Annotated in this window: 13 protein-coding genes; 3 read left to right on the top strand and 10 right to left on the bottom strand. The window is 72.3% G+C overall.

Annotation, left to right across the window (positions count from 1 at the left end; all coding sequences use genetic code 11):
• Positions 1 to 5: 5 nt before the first annotated feature.
• The 6 genes from metX to FA582_RS13220 all read right to left on the bottom strand — a co-directional run bounded on the left by metX (position 6) and on the right by FA582_RS13220 (position 7,503).
• Positions 6 to 1,244 carry a homoserine O-acetyltransferase MetX gene (gene metX, locus FA582_RS13240; RefSeq protein ID WP_010148962.1) on the bottom strand — a complete coding sequence of 413 codons (1,239 nt, stop codon included), beginning with the start codon at positions 1,242 to 1,244 and terminating at the stop codon, positions 6 to 8.
• Position 1,245: 1 nt separating this feature from the next.
• Positions 1,246 to 2,583 (bottom strand): bifunctional o-acetylhomoserine/o-acetylserine sulfhydrylase, encoded by a 1,338-nt coding sequence (locus tag FA582_RS13235; protein ID WP_010148963.1) that lies wholly within the window; start codon positions 2,581 to 2,583, stop codon positions 1,246 to 1,248.
• Positions 2,584 to 3,011: 428 nt separating this feature from the next.
• Positions 3,012 to 3,167 (bottom strand): hypothetical protein, encoded by a 156-nt coding sequence (locus FA582_RS16435; RefSeq protein ID WP_158640879.1) that lies wholly within the window; start codon positions 3,165 to 3,167, stop codon positions 3,012 to 3,014.
• A gap of 147 nt (positions 3,168 to 3,314) precedes the next feature.
• Entirely contained in the window at positions 3,315 to 5,300 is a 1,986-nt protein-coding gene (locus FA582_RS13230) for a beta-propeller domain-containing protein (RefSeq protein ID WP_010148964.1), read from the bottom strand.
• A 200-nt stretch (positions 5,301 to 5,500) separates the two neighbouring features.
• A complete protein-coding gene (locus FA582_RS13225) occupies positions 5,501 to 7,225 on the bottom strand; it encodes a sodium:solute symporter family protein (protein WP_010148965.1) in 1,725 nt (574 codons plus the stop codon).
• A complete protein-coding gene (locus tag FA582_RS13220) occupies positions 7,222 to 7,503 on the bottom strand; it encodes a DUF4212 domain-containing protein (RefSeq protein WP_010148966.1) in 282 nt (93 codons plus the stop codon). The genes FA582_RS13225 and FA582_RS13220 overlap by 4 nt, the downstream gene beginning before the upstream one ends.
• A 223-nt stretch (positions 7,504 to 7,726) precedes the next feature.
• On the opposite strand from FA582_RS13220, the gene FA582_RS13215 reads away from it, so the two are divergent.
• From FA582_RS13215 to FA582_RS13205, 3 genes are read left to right on the top strand one after another with little or no spacing between them, the layout of a single operon-like run.
• A complete protein-coding gene (locus tag FA582_RS13215; protein ID WP_010148967.1) occupies positions 7,727 to 8,116 on the top strand; it encodes a hypothetical protein in 390 nt (129 codons plus the stop codon).
• A gap of 35 nt (positions 8,117 to 8,151) precedes the next feature.
• The gene (locus tag FA582_RS13210) at positions 8,152 to 9,072 is read left to right on the top strand and encodes a hypothetical protein (RefSeq protein ID WP_010148968.1); all 921 of its coding nucleotides are present in this window, start codon (positions 8,152 to 8,154) and stop codon (positions 9,070 to 9,072) included.
• A gap of 58 nt (positions 9,073 to 9,130) precedes the next feature.
• On the top strand, positions 9,131 to 9,949 hold the full coding sequence (locus tag FA582_RS13205) for a GNAT family N-acetyltransferase (RefSeq protein ID WP_141567739.1): 819 nt from the start codon (positions 9,131 to 9,133) through the stop codon (positions 9,947 to 9,949).
• A gap of 87 nt (positions 9,950 to 10,036) precedes the next feature.
• Here the strand turns inward: FA582_RS13205 and FA582_RS13200 are convergent, their stop codons facing one another.
• The 4 genes from FA582_RS13200 to FA582_RS13180 all read right to left on the bottom strand — a co-directional run bounded on the left by FA582_RS13200 (position 10,037) and on the right by FA582_RS13180 (position 15,787).
• On the bottom strand, positions 10,037 to 10,585 hold the full coding sequence (locus FA582_RS13200; RefSeq protein WP_010148971.1) for a PspC domain-containing protein: 549 nt from the start codon (positions 10,583 to 10,585) through the stop codon (positions 10,037 to 10,039).
• 1,280 nt (positions 10,586 to 11,865) lie between these two features.
• Positions 11,866 to 13,398: a murein biosynthesis integral membrane protein MurJ gene (gene murJ / locus FA582_RS13190; RefSeq protein ID WP_010148973.1), complete on the bottom strand. Its 1,533-nt coding sequence runs from the start codon at positions 13,396 to 13,398 to the stop codon at positions 11,866 to 11,868.
• Between the two features lie 22 nt (positions 13,399 to 13,420).
• Positions 13,421 to 14,821, bottom strand: a complete 1,401-nt coding sequence (gene lpdA / locus FA582_RS13185) for a dihydrolipoyl dehydrogenase (protein ID WP_010148974.1) — start codon at positions 14,819 to 14,821, stop codon at positions 13,421 to 13,423.
• A gap of 123 nt (positions 14,822 to 14,944) precedes the next feature.
• Entirely contained in the window at positions 14,945 to 15,787 is an 843-nt protein-coding gene (locus FA582_RS13180; RefSeq protein ID WP_010148975.1) for a PadR family transcriptional regulator, read from the bottom strand.
• Between the last annotated feature and the right edge of the window lie 112 nt (positions 15,788 to 15,899).

Raw genomic sequence — 15,899 nt, 5'->3', positions numbered from 1 at the left:
AGCGTCTACCAGAGGCCGGTGCCGACGAGGCGAGGGGTCGCAGGTCCCGACGACTCCTGTCCGGCGGCGCGATCCTCTCCCCTCGCGGACGCCTGCCCGGCCGGCGCGGCCAGGGCGCGCGTGATGATGCCGAAGACCTGCTCGGTCTCGATGAGGAAGGCGTCGTGTCCGTAGGGGCTGGTGATGACGGCGAGCTCGCGGCAGCTGCTCGCGCCGGCGATGACCTGGCCGTCGGCGGGGGTGAAGAGGCGGTCGCTGCTCACGACCCCCACCGTCAGCGAGGCGGTGATGCGGGAGAGTGCAGCGGTGACGCCACCGCGGCCCCGCCCGATGTCGTGGCTGTTCATCGCCTCGGTCAGCGTGAGGTAGGCATTGGCGTCGAAGCGTCGGACGAGCTTCTTGCCGTGGTGCTCGAGGTAGGACTGCACGGCATACCGTCCGCCGCGCAGCGCGTCCTCGCCCTCCTGCGCGCCGCACCCGAAGCGCAGCTCCAGCTCGGGCGCCGAGCGGTAGGTCGTGTGCGCGATCTGGCGGGCGATCTCCAGCCCGGCGCGTGGGCCTGGGCCCGGGTAGTAGTCGCCACCGTGGAAGGCCGGGTCGAGCCGGATCGCGTGCAGCTGCGGCACCGACCAGGCGATCTGGTCCGCGCTGGCGACGGCGCTCGCCGCGAGCACCACGCACCGCTGCACCCGCGAGGGCAGGCTCGTCGCCCACTCCAGGGAGCGCATACCCCCGACGGAGCCGCCGACGACCAGGGCGAAGGAGTCGATGCCGAGCCGGTCGGCGAGCAGGGCCTCGGCGTGCACCTGGTCGCGCACGCTGATGCGGGGGAAGGAGCTGCCGTAGGGGCGTCCGTCCGGCGCGGCGGACGACGGTCCGGTGGTGCCGCCGCAGCCGCCCAGGACGTTGGGGGCGACGACGAACCACTCGTCGGTGTCGATCGGGCAGCCGGGGCCGATGAGTCCTGGCCACCAGCCGGCCGTGGCCTGGCCGGGCCCGCGCTCACCGACGACGTGGCTGTCACCGGTGAGGGCGTGCAGGACGAGGACCGCGTTGCTGGCGTCGGCGTCGAGCCGGCCCCAGGTCTGGTAGGTCACGCGGACGTCCTCGAGGATCTCGCCGGACTCCAGCGCGAGCGGACCGACCGGCTGGGTCCGGCGGCGCGAGCGCGGGCCGCCCTCGGGGGCCGGTGCCGGGGTCAGCGGGTGCCCGGGCGTCCGGGGCTCATCGGGTGCGTCAGTCATCTCAGGCCGCCTCCGTCCCGCGCACCACGGCCGCAGCGGCGGCGAAGCCCTGCTCGAGGTCGGCCAGGATGTCCTGGATCCCCTCGATGCCGACCGACAGGCGGACGAGGCCCGGGGTGACCCCGGCAGCCCGCTGCGCCTCCGGCGTGAGCTGGGAGTGGGTCGTGCTCGCCGGGTGGATCACGAGGGAGCGGACGTCGCCGATGTTGGCGACGTGGCTGTGCAGCTCCAGGGCCGAGACGAAGGCGCGGCCGGCGTCGGCGCCGCCCTCGATCTCGAAGGCGAGCACCGCGCCCGCCCCACCCGGCAGGTAGGTCCGGGCCCGCTCGTAGGACGCGTGGCTGGGGAGACCGGCATACGCGACCGAGGTGACCTGCTCGTGCGCCTCCAGCCACTCGGCGACCCGCTGGGCGTTGGCCACGTGCCGCTCGATCCGCAGCGACAGCGTCTCCAGGCCCTGGGCGATGAGGAAGGCGTTGAACGGTGAGACCGCCGGCCCGAGGTCGCGCAGCAGCTGCACGCGGGCCTTGATGATGTAGGAGACGTTGGCGCCGAGGATCCCGCCCTCGCCGAGCGCCTCGGCATACACGAGTCCGTGGTAGCTGGGGTCGGGCGTGGAGAACTCGGGGAACCGGTCGGGCTGCTGGCCGTAGTCGAAGCGGCCGGCGTCGACGATGACCCCGGCGATCGCGGTGCCGTGCCCGCCGAGGTACTTCGTCGCCGAGTGGACCACGATGTCGGCGCCGTGCTCGATCGGGCGCGAGAGGTAGGGGGTGGCGACCGTGTTGTCGACGATGAGCGGCACCCCGACCTCGTGGGCGACGTCCGCGACCGCCCGCAGGTCGAGGACGTCGCTGCTGGGGTTGGCGATGGTCTCGCCGAAGAACGCCTTGGTGGTGGGCCGCGCGGCCGCCCGCCACTGCTCCGGGTCGGCCGGGTCCTCGACGAAGGTCACCTCGATGCCCAGCTTGGGCAGGGTGTGGGCGAAGAGGTTCTGGGTGCCGCCGTAGAGGCTGGGGGAGGAGACGACGTGGTCGCCGGACCCCGCCAGGTTGAGGATCGCCAGCGTGATCGCGGAGGACCCGGAGGCCACGAGCAGGGCGCCGACCCCGCCCTCGAGGTCGGCGATGCGCTGCTCCACCACCTCGCTGGTGGGGTTGGTGATGCGGGTGTAGATGGGGCCGAGCTCAGCCAGCGCGAACCGGTCGGCGGCCTGGTCGGCGTCCTCGAAGACGTAGGAGGTGGTCTGGTAGATCGGTAGGGCGCGCGCACCGGTCTGGGAGTCAGGGGTCTGACCGGCGTGGATCTGCCGGGTGGCGAAGTCGCTGTAGGTGGCCATGGAAGCTCTCGTCTCTCGCTGGGGGCTGCAGGGTGGTGGGTCACTCTGCTGAGCCCGCCTCAGCAGCGGGAGGAACGGGGCCGGGGCTGGACCGGCGGCGCGTCGGCTGCGAGGGGTGGGCTCAGCAGCGGCGCATTCGGCGGGAGCGGCTCGTCATGACTATTGTTCTACAGCCCCATTGCTGGCGAAGTCAATGCGGCGTAGGGCTCTGATGAGGACCATTGTTCGCAGATCCTGCAGCATGTGTCCTTTGCAGTGATGTCCCTTCGGTGAGGTGAACGCCTCGTTGCAGGTCCGGGCGCGGTGGGCCGGCGCGGTGAAATCGACAGGTGGTGCAAAAAGGATGCTGCGACGTGGTCGCCAGGGCAACGAGGGCGCAGCACCGTTCTCGTACCACCATGCTGAGCCCCCAGGCAGACTGCTGCTGGTCACCTCGGCGGCCGCTCCGCGACGCGCACGTCGGGCAGCGGGGACGGCGGGCCGAGGGCGACCAGCTCGTCGATGCGGGCGAGGAAGCGCTGCGGCCGGGCGTGCAGCGTCCACGGTGACACCCCGATGACCCTTGCGCCGACGCCGACGAGCACGGCGTCCTTCTCGACGGTGGCGGCCCAACGGTGATGGCCAGTCCCTCGAGATCGCGAGGGGACACCCGCTCGAGGCAGGCGGCATCGACCAGAGCCCTGGGCGACCACTCTGCAGCACCGTTATGCACCACCCAGGGTGCCCGGCGGCTACAGCTGGACCTCCTGGCGAGACTCCAGCGTGGACAGGTCCACCCGGTGCAGGCTGCGCTCGCCGAGCACCCACAGCTCGTCCCCGATGACCAGGGTGCGGCGGGCGGAGTCCCAGGCCTGGCCCGTGCCTCCGCTGAGCTGCAGGTCCGGACCCTGGTTGACGGTGCTGCCCTCGATCTGGGCCGAGACGACACCGCCCCACTCGCTGTTCTCGTTCCACGCAGTGGCGGGGAGGAAGACCTGCCCGGTCTGCGGCCAGGAGGTGAACGCCAGGTGGTCGTGCTCCACCTCGGAGTAGTGGTTGACCCAGGTCTGCTTGCTCACCTGCGTCGGTGCGCTCGGGTCGGAGATGTCGAAGAGCGAGACCTGGAGGCCCGTGGTCTGGCCCTCGTCGGTCGCGTCCTGTCCCACGCCCAGCAGCAGGCCGTCGCCCAGTGGGTGGAGGTATGCCGAGTAGCCGGGGATCTTCAGCTCACCGGTCACCTCCGGCGCAGTGGGGTCCGAGGTGTCCACGAGGTAGAGCGGGTCGGTCTGGCGGAAGGTGACGACGGCGGCGGTGTCGGCAGAGAGGTAGCGCACGGCATAGATCTGCTCGGTCTTGCCCAGGCCATCCACCCGCCCCTGCTCCACCAACCGGTCGCCGTCCTCGGCCAGGACCACCAATGAGCTGCTGGAGCTCGTGGACCCCCGCCCGTCCTGCGTGGTCGCGACCCGGATGATGCCGTCGGCCTCGTCGACGCTGAACTGGTTGAGCAGGCGCCCCTCGACGGTCCCGGAGGCGACGTAGTCGGTGCTGTCCCCATCGCTGAGGTCGAAGGTGTGCAGCGTCGTCGTGGCCGGGCCGGAGGTCCCACGGGGCATGATGTCCGACCCGATGAACGACCAGGCCTCCCAGGGGCTGGTCGCGACGACGAGCCGGTCGGTGGAGGCATACACGGTGGAGCCGGAGGCGACCAGCCCGCTGGCCGAGCTGACGTCCAGAGTGCTCGCGCCCAGGTCGATCGTGAGCACCGACATGGTGGACAGGCCGGAGAAGTCGGGGGGCCGGGCGATGTCCTCGCAGGGGACGGCCAGCTCGGTGCCCGCCGAGCGGCTGGAGTCAGCGCCGAGGGTCTGCACGTGCGGGAGCCAGTCGTCGAGGGTGGAGGCCTCGACGATCTCGCGGTTGGCGGCCTCGGCCTCCTCCTCCGCCACGAGCGAGCCGTTGGTGGGCTGGACGAAGGAGAGGCCGGGTGGGGTGGTCACCATGACGACCCGGGCCGTCCCGTCCTGCATCCGGGCCGAGCGGTAGTCGCCCTCCAGCCGGATGCTGCCCGAGACCGTGGGCGTCGAGGGGTCGGAGACGTCGACGAGGGTCACGACGGTGCGGGTCGACTCGAAGGCGGGATAGGTCGACATGCCGTCCATCCGCGGCAGCGGCGACACCCCGCCGCCCCACTCGCGGGTGAGGGCGAGGACGCGGTCGTTCTCGCGGTCCAGCAGGAGCTCGGCGGCGCCGGTCCCGCCCCTGCGGCTCGGCAGCGCGACCGTGCCGACCTTCTGCCCGGAGGCGACGTCCACGACGACCATCCGCCCCTGCACGCTGGTCACGATGATCTCGCCGTCGGTCTGCACGATGTCCGGCTCCTCCACGCCCTCCTCCTGGTTGTTGGTGCCGGAGAAGTCACCTCCGCCGTCGCCACCACCCGCGGAGTCGCTCGCCGCGGCGCGATCGCTGGAGACATCACCCCCTTCGGCGGCTCCGGCCATGTCCTCCATCGCGCCCATCTGAGCGCCCATCCCGAAGCCCCACGGACCGACCTGCTCGAGGGCGTGCTCCTGGAAGTAGTCGAGCAGCTCCTCGCAGGATCCGAAGTCGGTGAGCTCGGCGGCGCCGGCGGTGGGTGGCGCGAGGAGATCGGCCGGGGAGCAGGCGGCGAGCGTCAGCGGCAGTGCCAGGAGCGAGGCGGTGAGCGCGGTACGGCGGCCGGACGTCGGTGTCATGGCGACTCCTCGGGGGAGGCGGCGGGGCTCTGCGGTGAGTCTCGTCGGCGGGTGGTGCTTCGGTCAGGCATCTGACGTTGCGTCACCCTGGCTGGTTCCCCGGGACGCCGCCCCGGACGCGGACCGGCCGCACGGTCTGCGGGTGCAGATCGTGCGGCCGGTGCCGGTATGCCGGACGCGTCAGTGTCGACGCGCTCGGGTCAGCGCTCGTCGTCGCGCCGGTGGTCCTGGGCGAACTCGTCCAGGTGGCCCTCCGCGTGGGCGGCGACCAGCTCGGAGCGGCCGGGGTAGCGGACGTCTTCGACCACCTGCTGCATGAGCGCGCTGGGCTCCTTGGTGAACCGCGACACCACCACGATGGTGAGGAGGTTGAGCAGCATGCCGATCGTGCCGATGCCGGTGGCAGGGATGCCGAGGATCGGCTCGTTGCCGAAGAAGGTCGGCAACGTCCACAGCTGGTAGATCAGCGTCACGCCGAGACCGACCGCCATACCGGTGGCGGCTGCTGTCGCGGTCGCCTTCTTCCAGAAGATCCCGAGGAAGAGGATCGGGAAGAAGGAGGCCGCCGCGAGTCCGAAGGCGAGTGCCACGACCTCGGCCACGAAGCCGGGAGGGTTGATCCCGAGGTAGCCGGCGACGAGGATGGCCGCGGCCATCGCGATCCGACCGACCCGCAGCTGCTGGGCGTCGGTGGCCTGCGGGTTGATCTTCTTCCAGTAGATGTCGTTGGCGACCGAGCTGGAGATGACCAGGAGCAGGCCCGAGGCGGTGGACAGCGCCGCGGCGAGACCACCGGCGGCCACGAGGCCGACGACCGGGGCGGGGAGGCCCGCGATCTCCGGGGCGGCGAGCACGACGATGTCGTTGTTGATCGCGAGCTCGGTGCCCACGCCCAGCGCGCCGTTGACGTCGATGACGCCGTTGCCGTTGAGGTCCTCGACGGTGATGAGGCCGACGTCACGCCAGGTGTTGAACCACTCCGGGGTGTCGTTGATGCCGGTGCCCGGGATCTGGGTCAGCACGTTGTACTTGCTGAACGCCCCGACCGCGGGCGCGATGGTGTAGAGCAGCGAGATGAAGAACAACGCCCACAGCGCCGAGTAGCGCGCCGCCCGCACGGACCGGGCCGTGTAGAAGCGGACGATGACGTGCGGCAGGCCCGCGGTGCCGAACATCAGCGCCGCGGTGATGAGGACCATGTTGACCATCGAGGTCTGGGTGAAGGCCTCGGTGTAGGCCTCGAGCCCGAGGTCGCGCTGCAGCCCGTCCAGGTCGTCGAGGATGGACCCGAAGCCGATCTGGGGGAAGGGGTTGCCGGCCAGCCGCAGCGAGATCGCCACCGCCGGGATGATGTAGGCGATGATCAGCACGGTGTACTGCGCCACCTGGGTCCAGGTGATGCCCTTCATGCCGCCGAGCACGGCATACAGGAAGACGATCGCCATCCCGATGACGACGCCCCAGGTCTGGTCGACCCCGAGGAAGCGCTGGAAGACCACGCCGACACCGGCCATCTGGCCCGCGACGTAGACGAAGGAGACGACCAGAGCGCAGACGACCGAGACCAGGCGCGCGGTCTCGTTGTAGCGGTCGCCCACGAAGTCGGGCACGGTGTACTTGCCGAACTTGCGCAGGTAGGGCGCGAGCAGCAGGGCCAGCAGGACGTAGCCACCGGTCCAGCCCATGAGGAAGACCGACCCGGCGTAGCCGTTCTGGCTGAACGCCACGAGGCCGGCCATGGAGATGAACGACGCGGCGCTCATCCAGTCCGCGGCGATCGCGGCGCCGTTGGCGGGGGCAGGGATGCCGCCACCGGCGATGTAGAAGCCGGCGGTGTCCGACACCCGGCTCCGGTAGGCGATCCAGATGTAGAAACCGAAGGTGAGGACGACGAAGACGAGCGTCCATGCTTGGATGGGGCTCACTGGTGATGCACCTCCTGCTCGTACTCGGTGATGCCGAACTCAGCGTCGAGCTTGTCCATGCGCCACACGTAGAACGCGATGAGCAGGACGAAGACGATGATCGAGCCCTGCTGGGCGAACCAGAACCCGAGCGGTATGCCGAAGATGCTGACGTTGTTGAGGACGTCGACGAACAGGATCCCGGCGCCGAAGGACACCAGGGCCCAGATCACCAGTAGGACCGACATCAGGCGGACGTTGCGCCGCCAGTACTCACGCCGTTGGTCGACGTCAAGCATGGAGCCTCCTTGCTCTGCGGGACGGATGGGGCCAGCACCGCCCACCGAACACGAGGCCGCGACACGGGGGCAAGCACAGCGGCGCCGCGGTGCGCCGAACGGTGGCGGCTGTGCGGCGAGCGGCGGGGCGACGGCGACGAGTGGCGGCGCGAGATCTCTGCGCGGTAGCCGTCGGGCCGCAGGACGGGCTGCGCGCAGGGAGGCGTGGCATACAGTGCCGCTCATGCGCTCCCGACGTGCCCCCGGCCAGGGGCGGCTCCTGCTGGCGGCCGGCATGCTGGTCCTGGGCGGCTTCCTGCCCTGGGTCTACACGTATGCCGGGCCGGTGAGCGGCGCCGTGGGGGCGGGGCTCTGGGTCGTCTACGCCGGGATGCTGGCCCTCGCCGGAGGACTGGTCCCGGCGCACCGCCTCCGCACGGTCATCATCGTGCAGTCCGTGCTCTGTGGTCTCGTGGCGCTGGGCCTGCCCCTCTGGCAGGTAGTGCACCTCGTGCGGCTCGTCGGCTTCGAGGGGTGGCTGCCGGGCCCGGGGCTGGTGCTCAGCGCCTTCGGTGGCGTGCTCTGCCTGCTCGCCGCCCGGCAGCTGTCCGAGGTCCTACCCACGCAAGGATGAGCGTCGGGCGATGAGGGAGCGGGGTCCGGTGCGCCATGGCTGACCTCGAGGAGCTGCGGGAGCGGGTGCTGCAGCGTGAGGACGCGCGCGCCCGCGCCCGGCGGCTGCGGCTCTCCCGGGAGCGGCTGCAGCCGCGCATCGACCGCGACCGGTTGTTGCTCGCCGAGCGGCAGGCCGCCCTCGACGCGCAACGGGCCGACGTGGAGCGGCTGGACCGCCGGGGTCTCACCCGGATGCTCGCCTCCTGGGACGGCTCGCTGGACGAGCGCCGGGCGCGCGAGCTCGCCGAGGTGGAGGAGGCGGCCGAGCGCGTCGAGGAGATCCGGGCACGCCTGAGCACCCTCGCGGTCGAGGCCGACCAGCTGGACGGAGACATCGCCGCCCTTGGCGACGCGGAGACGCCCTACCAGGAGGCGCTCGCCGACCTGGTGCTCGCGGCACGCGCCGGTGGGTCGGGCGTGCTGGCCGGAGGGTCCTCGCCCGGCGACGAGGAGGTGGTCACCTGGGCCGAGCAGCGGCAGCTGGCCATCACCCGGCGTGCCGAGGTCGCGGCGCTCATCCCCTCCGCCCGTGCGCTGCTCAAGGACCTCACCCGCCTGTCCCGCCGCATCGAGGTCATCGCGGCCGGGATCGACGTCACCGTCGCGGCGGCGGACCCCCACGGTGCGTTCTACTGGGCGGACATGCTCGGGCAGGTCCGAGGGCCCCTCGCGGCGGCCGACGAGGCCGTGCTGCGCGTCGGGGAGGAGGTCGAGGCGTCCTCGCTGCCCGACCTCGCGCTGCCGGACCTCGAGGGCTTCCCCGCCCGGTCCGCCTCCATCTACACGCCGCTGTACGCCGACGCGTTGGCGGAGCAGATGGCGCAGGCACAGGCCTGGAGGACGCGGGTCGTGGTCGAGGCCGAGGCGCTCCTCGAGGAGCTGCTCCGGCTGCGCGAGGAGCTGGCAGATGCGTGAGGGGTCGTGCGGAGCAGGGGGTCGCGTGTCTCCCGGGCTGGCGATGGTCCACCGCGGTGTGATCGAACGCTTGGAGAGGGCGGAGTCGGCGACCGTTCTCGCCCTGGTCGAGGCACTGGTCGAGACGGGGTGCACCGACCCCGTCCCGACGGCCGTGCCCTTCGGCGGCGGACGTCTGGTGATCAGCGGCCCGCGCAGGTATGTCAACCGTGCCGTGGGGGTGACGCTCGACGAGCTCAGCCCCGACGATGTCGCTGCCCTCGTGCGGCACTACGGCGACGCCGGTCTGCCCGCCGAGGTGCAGCTGTCCTCCTGGGCCCCGACAGCGACGATCGCCGCGCTCGGCGCAGCGGGCTTCGTCCCCCTCTCGTGCAGGTCGATGTTCGCGGTGGACCCCCGCGCCCCCGTGGCGATGGATCCAGCCGTCCTCCCCGCTGACCGCCTTCTCGAGATCGAGCAGGTCGGTGACGACGTCCACCGAGCCGCCCACGCCGCTGACGTGATGATCGCCGAGGCACTGGCCGCCGGGGCGGACCGCGGCACGAGTGATGAGTTCATGGCAGCGGACCGCCACGCCCCCGGGACCACCCAGCTGGTGGCGCTCCTCGAGGGGCAGCCGGTCGGTTGCGGCTCCCTGTCGGTCGTCGGCACTGCCGGGGCACGGACGGGATGGCTCGGCGCGGCCGCAACTCTCCCGTCGGCTCGGCGCCGCGGCATCCAGACCGCCCTTGTCCGACACCGCCTCAAGCTCGCCGTCATGGCCGGGTGCGACCTCGTCGGCGCCACCGCGTCGGTCGGTTCGGTGTCGGCACGGGTGCTCACCCGCTGCGGCTTCTCCCTCGTCCAGGAGCAGTGGATAGTGCGGCGACCGCCATGACGACGTCGATGCGACGACGGCGCCGGCCGGCCCCCTGGGGGGACCCGGCCGGCGCGCCGCCGCTGCTGAGGAGGAGTCCCTGCCTCCTCAGGCGGCGGCGTCCTCGCGCTGCTGGCGCCGGGCCAGCCGGGTCCAGACCCAGTAGCCGACGGCGGCCAGGGCGGCCAGGCCGATGAGCTCGGGCAGGATCGCGGCGAGGAAGGACAGCCCACCGCCGAGCACGCCCAGCGCGGCGAAGGTGCCGAGGGCGAGCACGAGGAGGGAGCGGCCGCGGCCGTGCCGCAGGCCACCCTCGAGGTGGGTCCGGCCGGAGCGGTCGGGCATGAGCGTCCAGGCGATGAGGTAGATCCCCACCCCCACGCCGCCCAGCAGGGCCACGAGGACGGCCGCGGCGCGGACCGCGATGGGCGCGACACCGAGCCGGTCGGCGATGGTGGCGCAGATGCCACCCAGGACCGCGTCGTCGGTGCGGCGGGCGGGGAGGCGGCGCAGGGCGGCATACACGCCGTCCAGGGCGGAGGAGCCGTGCTCCTGCTCGGGCCGGGGCTGGGGGAGGAGCGGAAGGTCGGTGGCTGGGGCGGCGCTGGGGTTCTCGTTCATGTCCTCCAGCGTGCCGTCCGAGGGCGGCCGGGACATCGGAGCAGACTCCCGGACCGGGGCGGGGGATATCCCCCCTCGCGCCGCGGCGGCGATTCTCCCCCGCATCGGCGCGGTCGCGGCATACCGTGTCCCCCATGTCCACCGCCGGGAGCTCCTCCGCGTCGGTGCTCATCCTCGCGCACACCCGTGACCGGGGAGCCGTGACCGCCGCCCGCGCCCTGCGGCGCGCCGGCTGGCGGGTCGGGGCAGGGTCGTCCCGACCCGGCGCCGGGCTGCTGGGCGCCTCGCGCGCCGTCGACCGCACCGTCCTGGTCCCACGGCCGACCGGTGACCAGGGAGTCTTCGTCGAGGGGGTGCGCCGCGCCGCCCGCGAGGGAGGGTATGCCGTCGTCATCGGCGCCGGGGACGACTGGATGGCGGCGCTGTCGCACCACCGCGACCGGCTCGGGGTCACGGTCGCCCATCCGCCGGCCCGCGTCGTCACCGCGGCGATGGACAAGCTCGTGCTCTCCGACCTCGCGGTGCAGGCCGGTCTCGACGCCCCGGTGACCTCGGCGCCCACGCCGGGGGAGTGCCCGGACGTCGCCCTGCCCGTCGTGGTCAAGAACCGCTGGCACTGGTCGCCCGAGCAGAGCCGCACGCACCGGATCGAGACGACCATCTGCTCGACCAGGACGCAGCTGGTCGAGCACCTGCGGGCCTTCGGCGGCTCGGAGGACCAGCCCGTCCTGCAGGAGCCGGTCGAGGGTCACCTGGCCGCCGTCATCGGGGTCATGCACTCCGGAAAGCTGCTCGGGCGGGTCCAGCAGGTCTCGCCGCGTCTCTTCCCGACCCCCGCCGGAGCCTCGGCGCGGGCCGTGACCGTGCCGGTCGACCCCGAGCTGGCCGCACGGTGCGAGGAGCTCCTGCGCTGCCTGGGATGGGTCGGGTTGGTCGAGCTGCAGTTCCTCGTCGACGTCGCCGGGACGCACCGGCTCATCGACCTGAACGGCCGTTTCTTCGGTTCGCTCGCGCTGAGCGAGCGGGCCCGGCCCGGTCTCGTGGAGGCGGGGTTGCGCGCCGTGAGCGGTGGTCCGGTGCCCGAGCTCGGCGACGGGCGTGCTGGGGTCCGCTACCAGTGGCTCGCGGGGGACCTGCGCCGGGCGCGGCAGGAGCGTCGCGGGGGAGCGGCCCGGGACGTCGCGGGCAGCCTCTGGTGGGCGTCGCGGTCGCGGCACAGCCTGGCGGCCCTCGGCGACCCCGGCCCCGTGCTGCACCTCATGGCCGGCAAGCTCACCCGCGAGCCCCGCGGACCCCGCGAGCCCGTGGCGGTGCCCTCACCGGCGCCGCACCTGCTGCAGGACCTGGAGTGGGACGAGGCGTTCGGGGGCACGGAGCAGGGCGAGGGCGAGCTGGTAGGACACGGCGGCCACGGCGAGCGCCAGCGCGGCGCCGGACCAGGCGTGTTCGGGGCCGACGAGACGCACGGCATACCACGTGAGGACACCCGCTCCGATCGCCGCCGCCGCGGTGCGGCCTAGCAGCGGCAGCGTCCGGCGCAGCGGCACCAACGCGTGCCGACGGGCCGCGAGCCACCCGGTGAGCACGGCTGCCACGAGCAGGGAGGCCGAGGTCGCCGCGACGATCCCAGCCACCCCGAAGATCGGTGCCAGCGTGAGGTCACCCACGACGTTGACGACCATCGCGACCACCCCGATCGCGACCGGCCCACGGGTGTCGCCCACCGCGTAGCAGGCGCTCACGAGCACCTGGCGGCAGGCGAGGGCGAGGAGCCCGGGCAGGAAGCACACCACGGCCACCGCGGTGACCCGCACCGCTTCCTCGTCGAAGGCACCGCGACCGAAGGCCAGGGTCATCACCTGCTGCGGCGCGGCGAGCAGGACCACGGCGATGGGGGCGAGGAGGGTCAGCGACACCGCCAAGCCCCGGTGGACCAGCTCGCGGAGCCGGTCGAGGTCCTGCGCCCCTGCCGCCGCGGACATCGCGGGGTAGAGCGGCGCGACCAGCGCGGCGACGACGAGCATCTCGGGCAGGTTGACCAGCCGCCAGCCGAGGAAGACGGCCGAGACAGCGCCCTCCCCGACGGTCGAGGCCACGGCCCGGTCCACGAGCGTGTTGACGTTGAGCAGCGCCTGACCGAGGAGCAGGGGCGGCAGCAGCCCCCCGATCTCGCGCACCCCCGGGGCCCGGAGGTCCAGCGCCGGGCGCACCCGCCATCGGTGCTGGACGACGGGCACGACCTGCAGCGCCAACCGGGCGAGCGAGCCCACGACGAAGCCCACCGCCAGGGCGACGACACCCAGGTGCGGGCCCAGCAGCCCCGCGGCGGCGATCATCACGAGGTTGAACGGCACCCCCTGGAGCCCGCCCCAGCGGAAGACGCCGTGCGCCTGGGCCAGCGCCACGAGCAGGTCGGTCGCCGCGACGAGCACCGTCGTCACCAGGACGATCCGGGTCAGCAGCACCAGCAGGTCGGCGGCCTCGCCGTCGAAGCCGGGGGCAAGCACCCGCGACACCGGCGCCGCGGCGAGCCCCAGCACCACGCTGAGGACCCCGATGGCGACGACCGCCAGGGTGAGGACGGTGTCGAAGGTGCGGTGGCCTCGGCATACCTCCTCGCCGTCGGCCTCGCGGGAGAGCACCGGCGTGGACGCCCGCGTCAGCGACGTGCCGAGCAGCCCGAGGACGATATTGGACAGCCCCAGGGCGACGAAGTAGGCGTCCAGCTGCGCGCCCGCGCCGTAGACCGCCGCGATGACGGCGTCGCGGACGAAGCCGAGCAGCGTCGAGACGCCGGTGAGACCGGCGACGAGCACCGCCGCGCGGCCGATGCTCCAGCGGGCAGCCACCGGCGGCGGGCTCAGCGGGCGATCAGAGGTTGATCATGTGCCCGGCGATGCCGTGCACGGCCTCCTTGACGGCCTCGCCCAGGGTCGGGTGCGCGAAGACGATGCGCGACATCTCATCGGCGGTGAGGTCCCACGTCTGCGCGAGGTTGAGGACCGGCAGCAGCTCGGTGACGTCCGGGCCGATGAGGTGCGCGCCGAGGATCTCGTTGTACGTCGCGTCGGCGATGACCTTGACGAAGCCGACACCGTCGCCCAGACCCATCGCCTTGCCGTTGGCGGAGAACGGGAACTGCGCGGTCTTGACCTCGTGCCCGGCGTCCTTGGCGGCCTGCTCGGTCATGCCCATCGAGGCGATCTGCGGGTGGCAGTAGGTCGCCCGGGGGATGAAGGTGTAGTCCAGGGGCATCGTCTCGGCCCCGGCCAGGGTCTCCGCGGCGATGATGCCCTGCGCCTCGGCGACGTGCGCGAGCATGAGCTTGGCGGTGACGTCGCCGATGGCATACACGTGGTCGACGTTGGTGCGCATGTAGTCGTCGATGGCGATCGCGCCGCGGTCGGTGAGCTCCACGCCGATGCTCTCCAGGCCGAAGCCCTCGGTGCGGGGGGCGAAGCCGATCGCGGAGAGCAGCTTGTCGGCCTCCAGCGTCTGGGAGTCGCCGCCGTCGGCCGGGGTCACCGTGACCTTGACGCCCTCACCGGTGTCCTCGACATTCTCGACCTTGGTGCTCGTCATGACCTTGACGCCGAGCTTCTTGTACTCCTTGGCCAGGGCCTTGGAGATCTCCGGCTCCTCCAGCGGCACGATCCGATCGAGGAACTCCACGATGGTGACGTCGACGCCGAAGTTGGCCATGACGTAGGCGAACTCCACGCCGATCGCGCCGGACCCCGCGATGATGAGCGAGCCGGGCAGCTCCTCGTCGAGGATCTGCTCCTCGTAGGTGACGACGTTCTTGCTCACCTCGACGCCCGGCAGCATCTTGGTCACCGAGCCGGTCGCCAGGATCAGGTCGTCGAAGGTCAGCTGGTGGGTGCTGCCGTCATCGGCCGTGACGTCCATCGAGGTCGCCGAGGTGAGGGTGCCCCAGCCGTCCACCTCGGTGATCTTGTTCTTCTTCATGAGGAAGTGGACGCCCTTGACGATCCCCGCGCTCACCTTGCGGGAGCGCTGGTGGGTGGGCGCGTAGGCCATGGTGGCCTCGCCCTCGATGCCGTACTTCGCCTTGTCGTGCTGCAGCAGGTGGGAGAGCTCGGCGTTCTTGATCAACGCCTTGGACGGGATGCACCCGACGTTGAGGCAGACACCGCCCCAGTACTTCTTCTCGACGACGGCGACCTTCTTGCCCAGCTGGGAGGCGCGGATCGCCGCGACATACCCGCCAGGACCGGCGCCCAGGACAACAACGTCATAGTGATCGGCCATGAGACCACAGTATGCCCACCCCCGGGGGGCTTGCGCCCCCCGGGTTCCCCTCACCTGCCCTCGCTGCGCTCGGACGTCCTCCCGCTCCGACAGATCAGGCTCGCTGCGCTCGCGATCGGTCGGTCAGTCCTCGACGATCTCGCCCTCGGTGATCTCGTCGACGTCGTCGTCGGCCTCCGCGTCGTCGGCGTCGTCGCGGGCGATCTCGGCCTCGGCGAGCATGCGGTAGAGGTCGCGGCGGGTGCGGTCGAGCAGCTCGGCGGCCTGCTGGCTGAGGTCGTCCTGCCCGGACTGCCCGACGGCCTGGGTCGCCATCGCGACACTGCCGAGCGCCTTCCACAGGGTGCCGGCGGACCCGCGGCGCGCGCCCCCACCGGTCTCGGCCCGGGCGGAGCGCTCGCCGCCCCGCTGGTGACCTCGGCGACCCTGCCGGTCGGCGGCCCACGGGTCGTCGGGCTCCTCGCCGCCGGCCCAGCCCTGCGGGGGCAGGTCGGCCGCCGCGCGGCGGCCGGTGTCGGTGAGCCGGTAGGCGCGGCGCCCCTCGACCTCGGTCTGCTCGACCAGGCCCTCGTCCTCGAGCTGGGCGAGGGCGGGGTAGATGGCACCTGAGCTCGGCTGCCACGCGCCGCCGGAGCTCTGCGCGATCTCCTGCATGAGCTGGTAGCCGTTCATCGGCTCGCGCTGGAGCAGGTGCAGCACGGCGTTGCGGACGTCACCGCGGCGGGCGCGGCGGCCACCCGGCCCAGGGCCGCGTCGATGGTCCTGGCCCGGACCGGCGTAGGGGCCCCCGCGCCGGCCGCCCGGTCCGGAGCCGGGCCAGCCGGCTCCCGGGCCGCCGAAGGGGCCGCCCTGCTGGCCCCCGAAGACCTGCCCGAGCAGGCCGCCGGGGCCGAAGATCTGGTCGGCGTCGAAGGATCCGAAACCGCCGAAGCCGGGTCCGCCCCCGTGGTGGTGTCGTGAGGTCATGGCCGTCCCCTTTCCGTGAGGAGTGATCGGTCGTCGGTCACGGTGACCGGCGCAACGTCATACCAAAAGACTAACGCGATCTTTCTCGACATGTCAACGACATATCGTTAGT

The organism is Serinicoccus profundi (genome assembly GCF_008001015.1).
Taxonomy (GTDB): domain Bacteria; phylum Actinomycetota; class Actinomycetes; order Actinomycetales; family Dermatophilaceae; genus Ornithinicoccus; species Ornithinicoccus profundi.
Note: the sequence above shows the minus strand (reverse complement) of the source record. Positions and strands in the feature narration are given on the sequence as shown.

What these genes read in the sequence shown, in the direction of transcription:
- metX (WP_010148962.1), bottom strand. Translation starts at nt 1,244, where the DNA reads ATGACTGACGCACCCGATGAGCCCCGGACGCCCGGGCACCCGCTGACC.
- FA582_RS13235 (WP_010148963.1), bottom strand. Translation starts at nt 2,583, where the DNA reads ATGGCCACCTACAGCGACTTCGCCACCCGGCAGATCCACGCCGGTCAG.
- FA582_RS13230 (WP_010148964.1), bottom strand. Translation starts at nt 5,300, where the DNA reads ATGACACCGACGTCCGGCCGCCGTACCGCGCTCACCGCCTCGCTCCTG.
- FA582_RS13220 (WP_010148966.1), bottom strand. Translation starts at nt 7,503, where the DNA reads ATGCTTGACGTCGACCAACGGCGTGAGTACTGGCGGCGCAACGTCCGC.
- FA582_RS13215 (WP_010148967.1), top strand. Translation starts at nt 7,727, where the DNA reads ATGCGCTCCCGACGTGCCCCCGGCCAGGGGCGGCTCCTGCTGGCGGCC.
- FA582_RS13210 (WP_010148968.1), top strand. Translation starts at nt 8,152, where the DNA reads ATGGCTGACCTCGAGGAGCTGCGGGAGCGGGTGCTGCAGCGTGAGGAC.
- FA582_RS13200 (WP_010148971.1), bottom strand. Translation starts at nt 10,585, where the DNA reads ATGTCCCGGCCGCCCTCGGACGGCACGCTGGAGGACATGAACGAGAAC.
- lpdA (WP_010148974.1), bottom strand. Translation starts at nt 14,821, where the DNA reads ATGGCCGATCACTATGACGTTGTTGTCCTGGGCGCCGGTCCTGGCGGG.
- FA582_RS13180 (WP_010148975.1), bottom strand. Translation starts at nt 15,787, where the DNA reads ATGACCTCACGACACCACCACGGGGGCGGACCCGGCTTCGGCGGTTTC.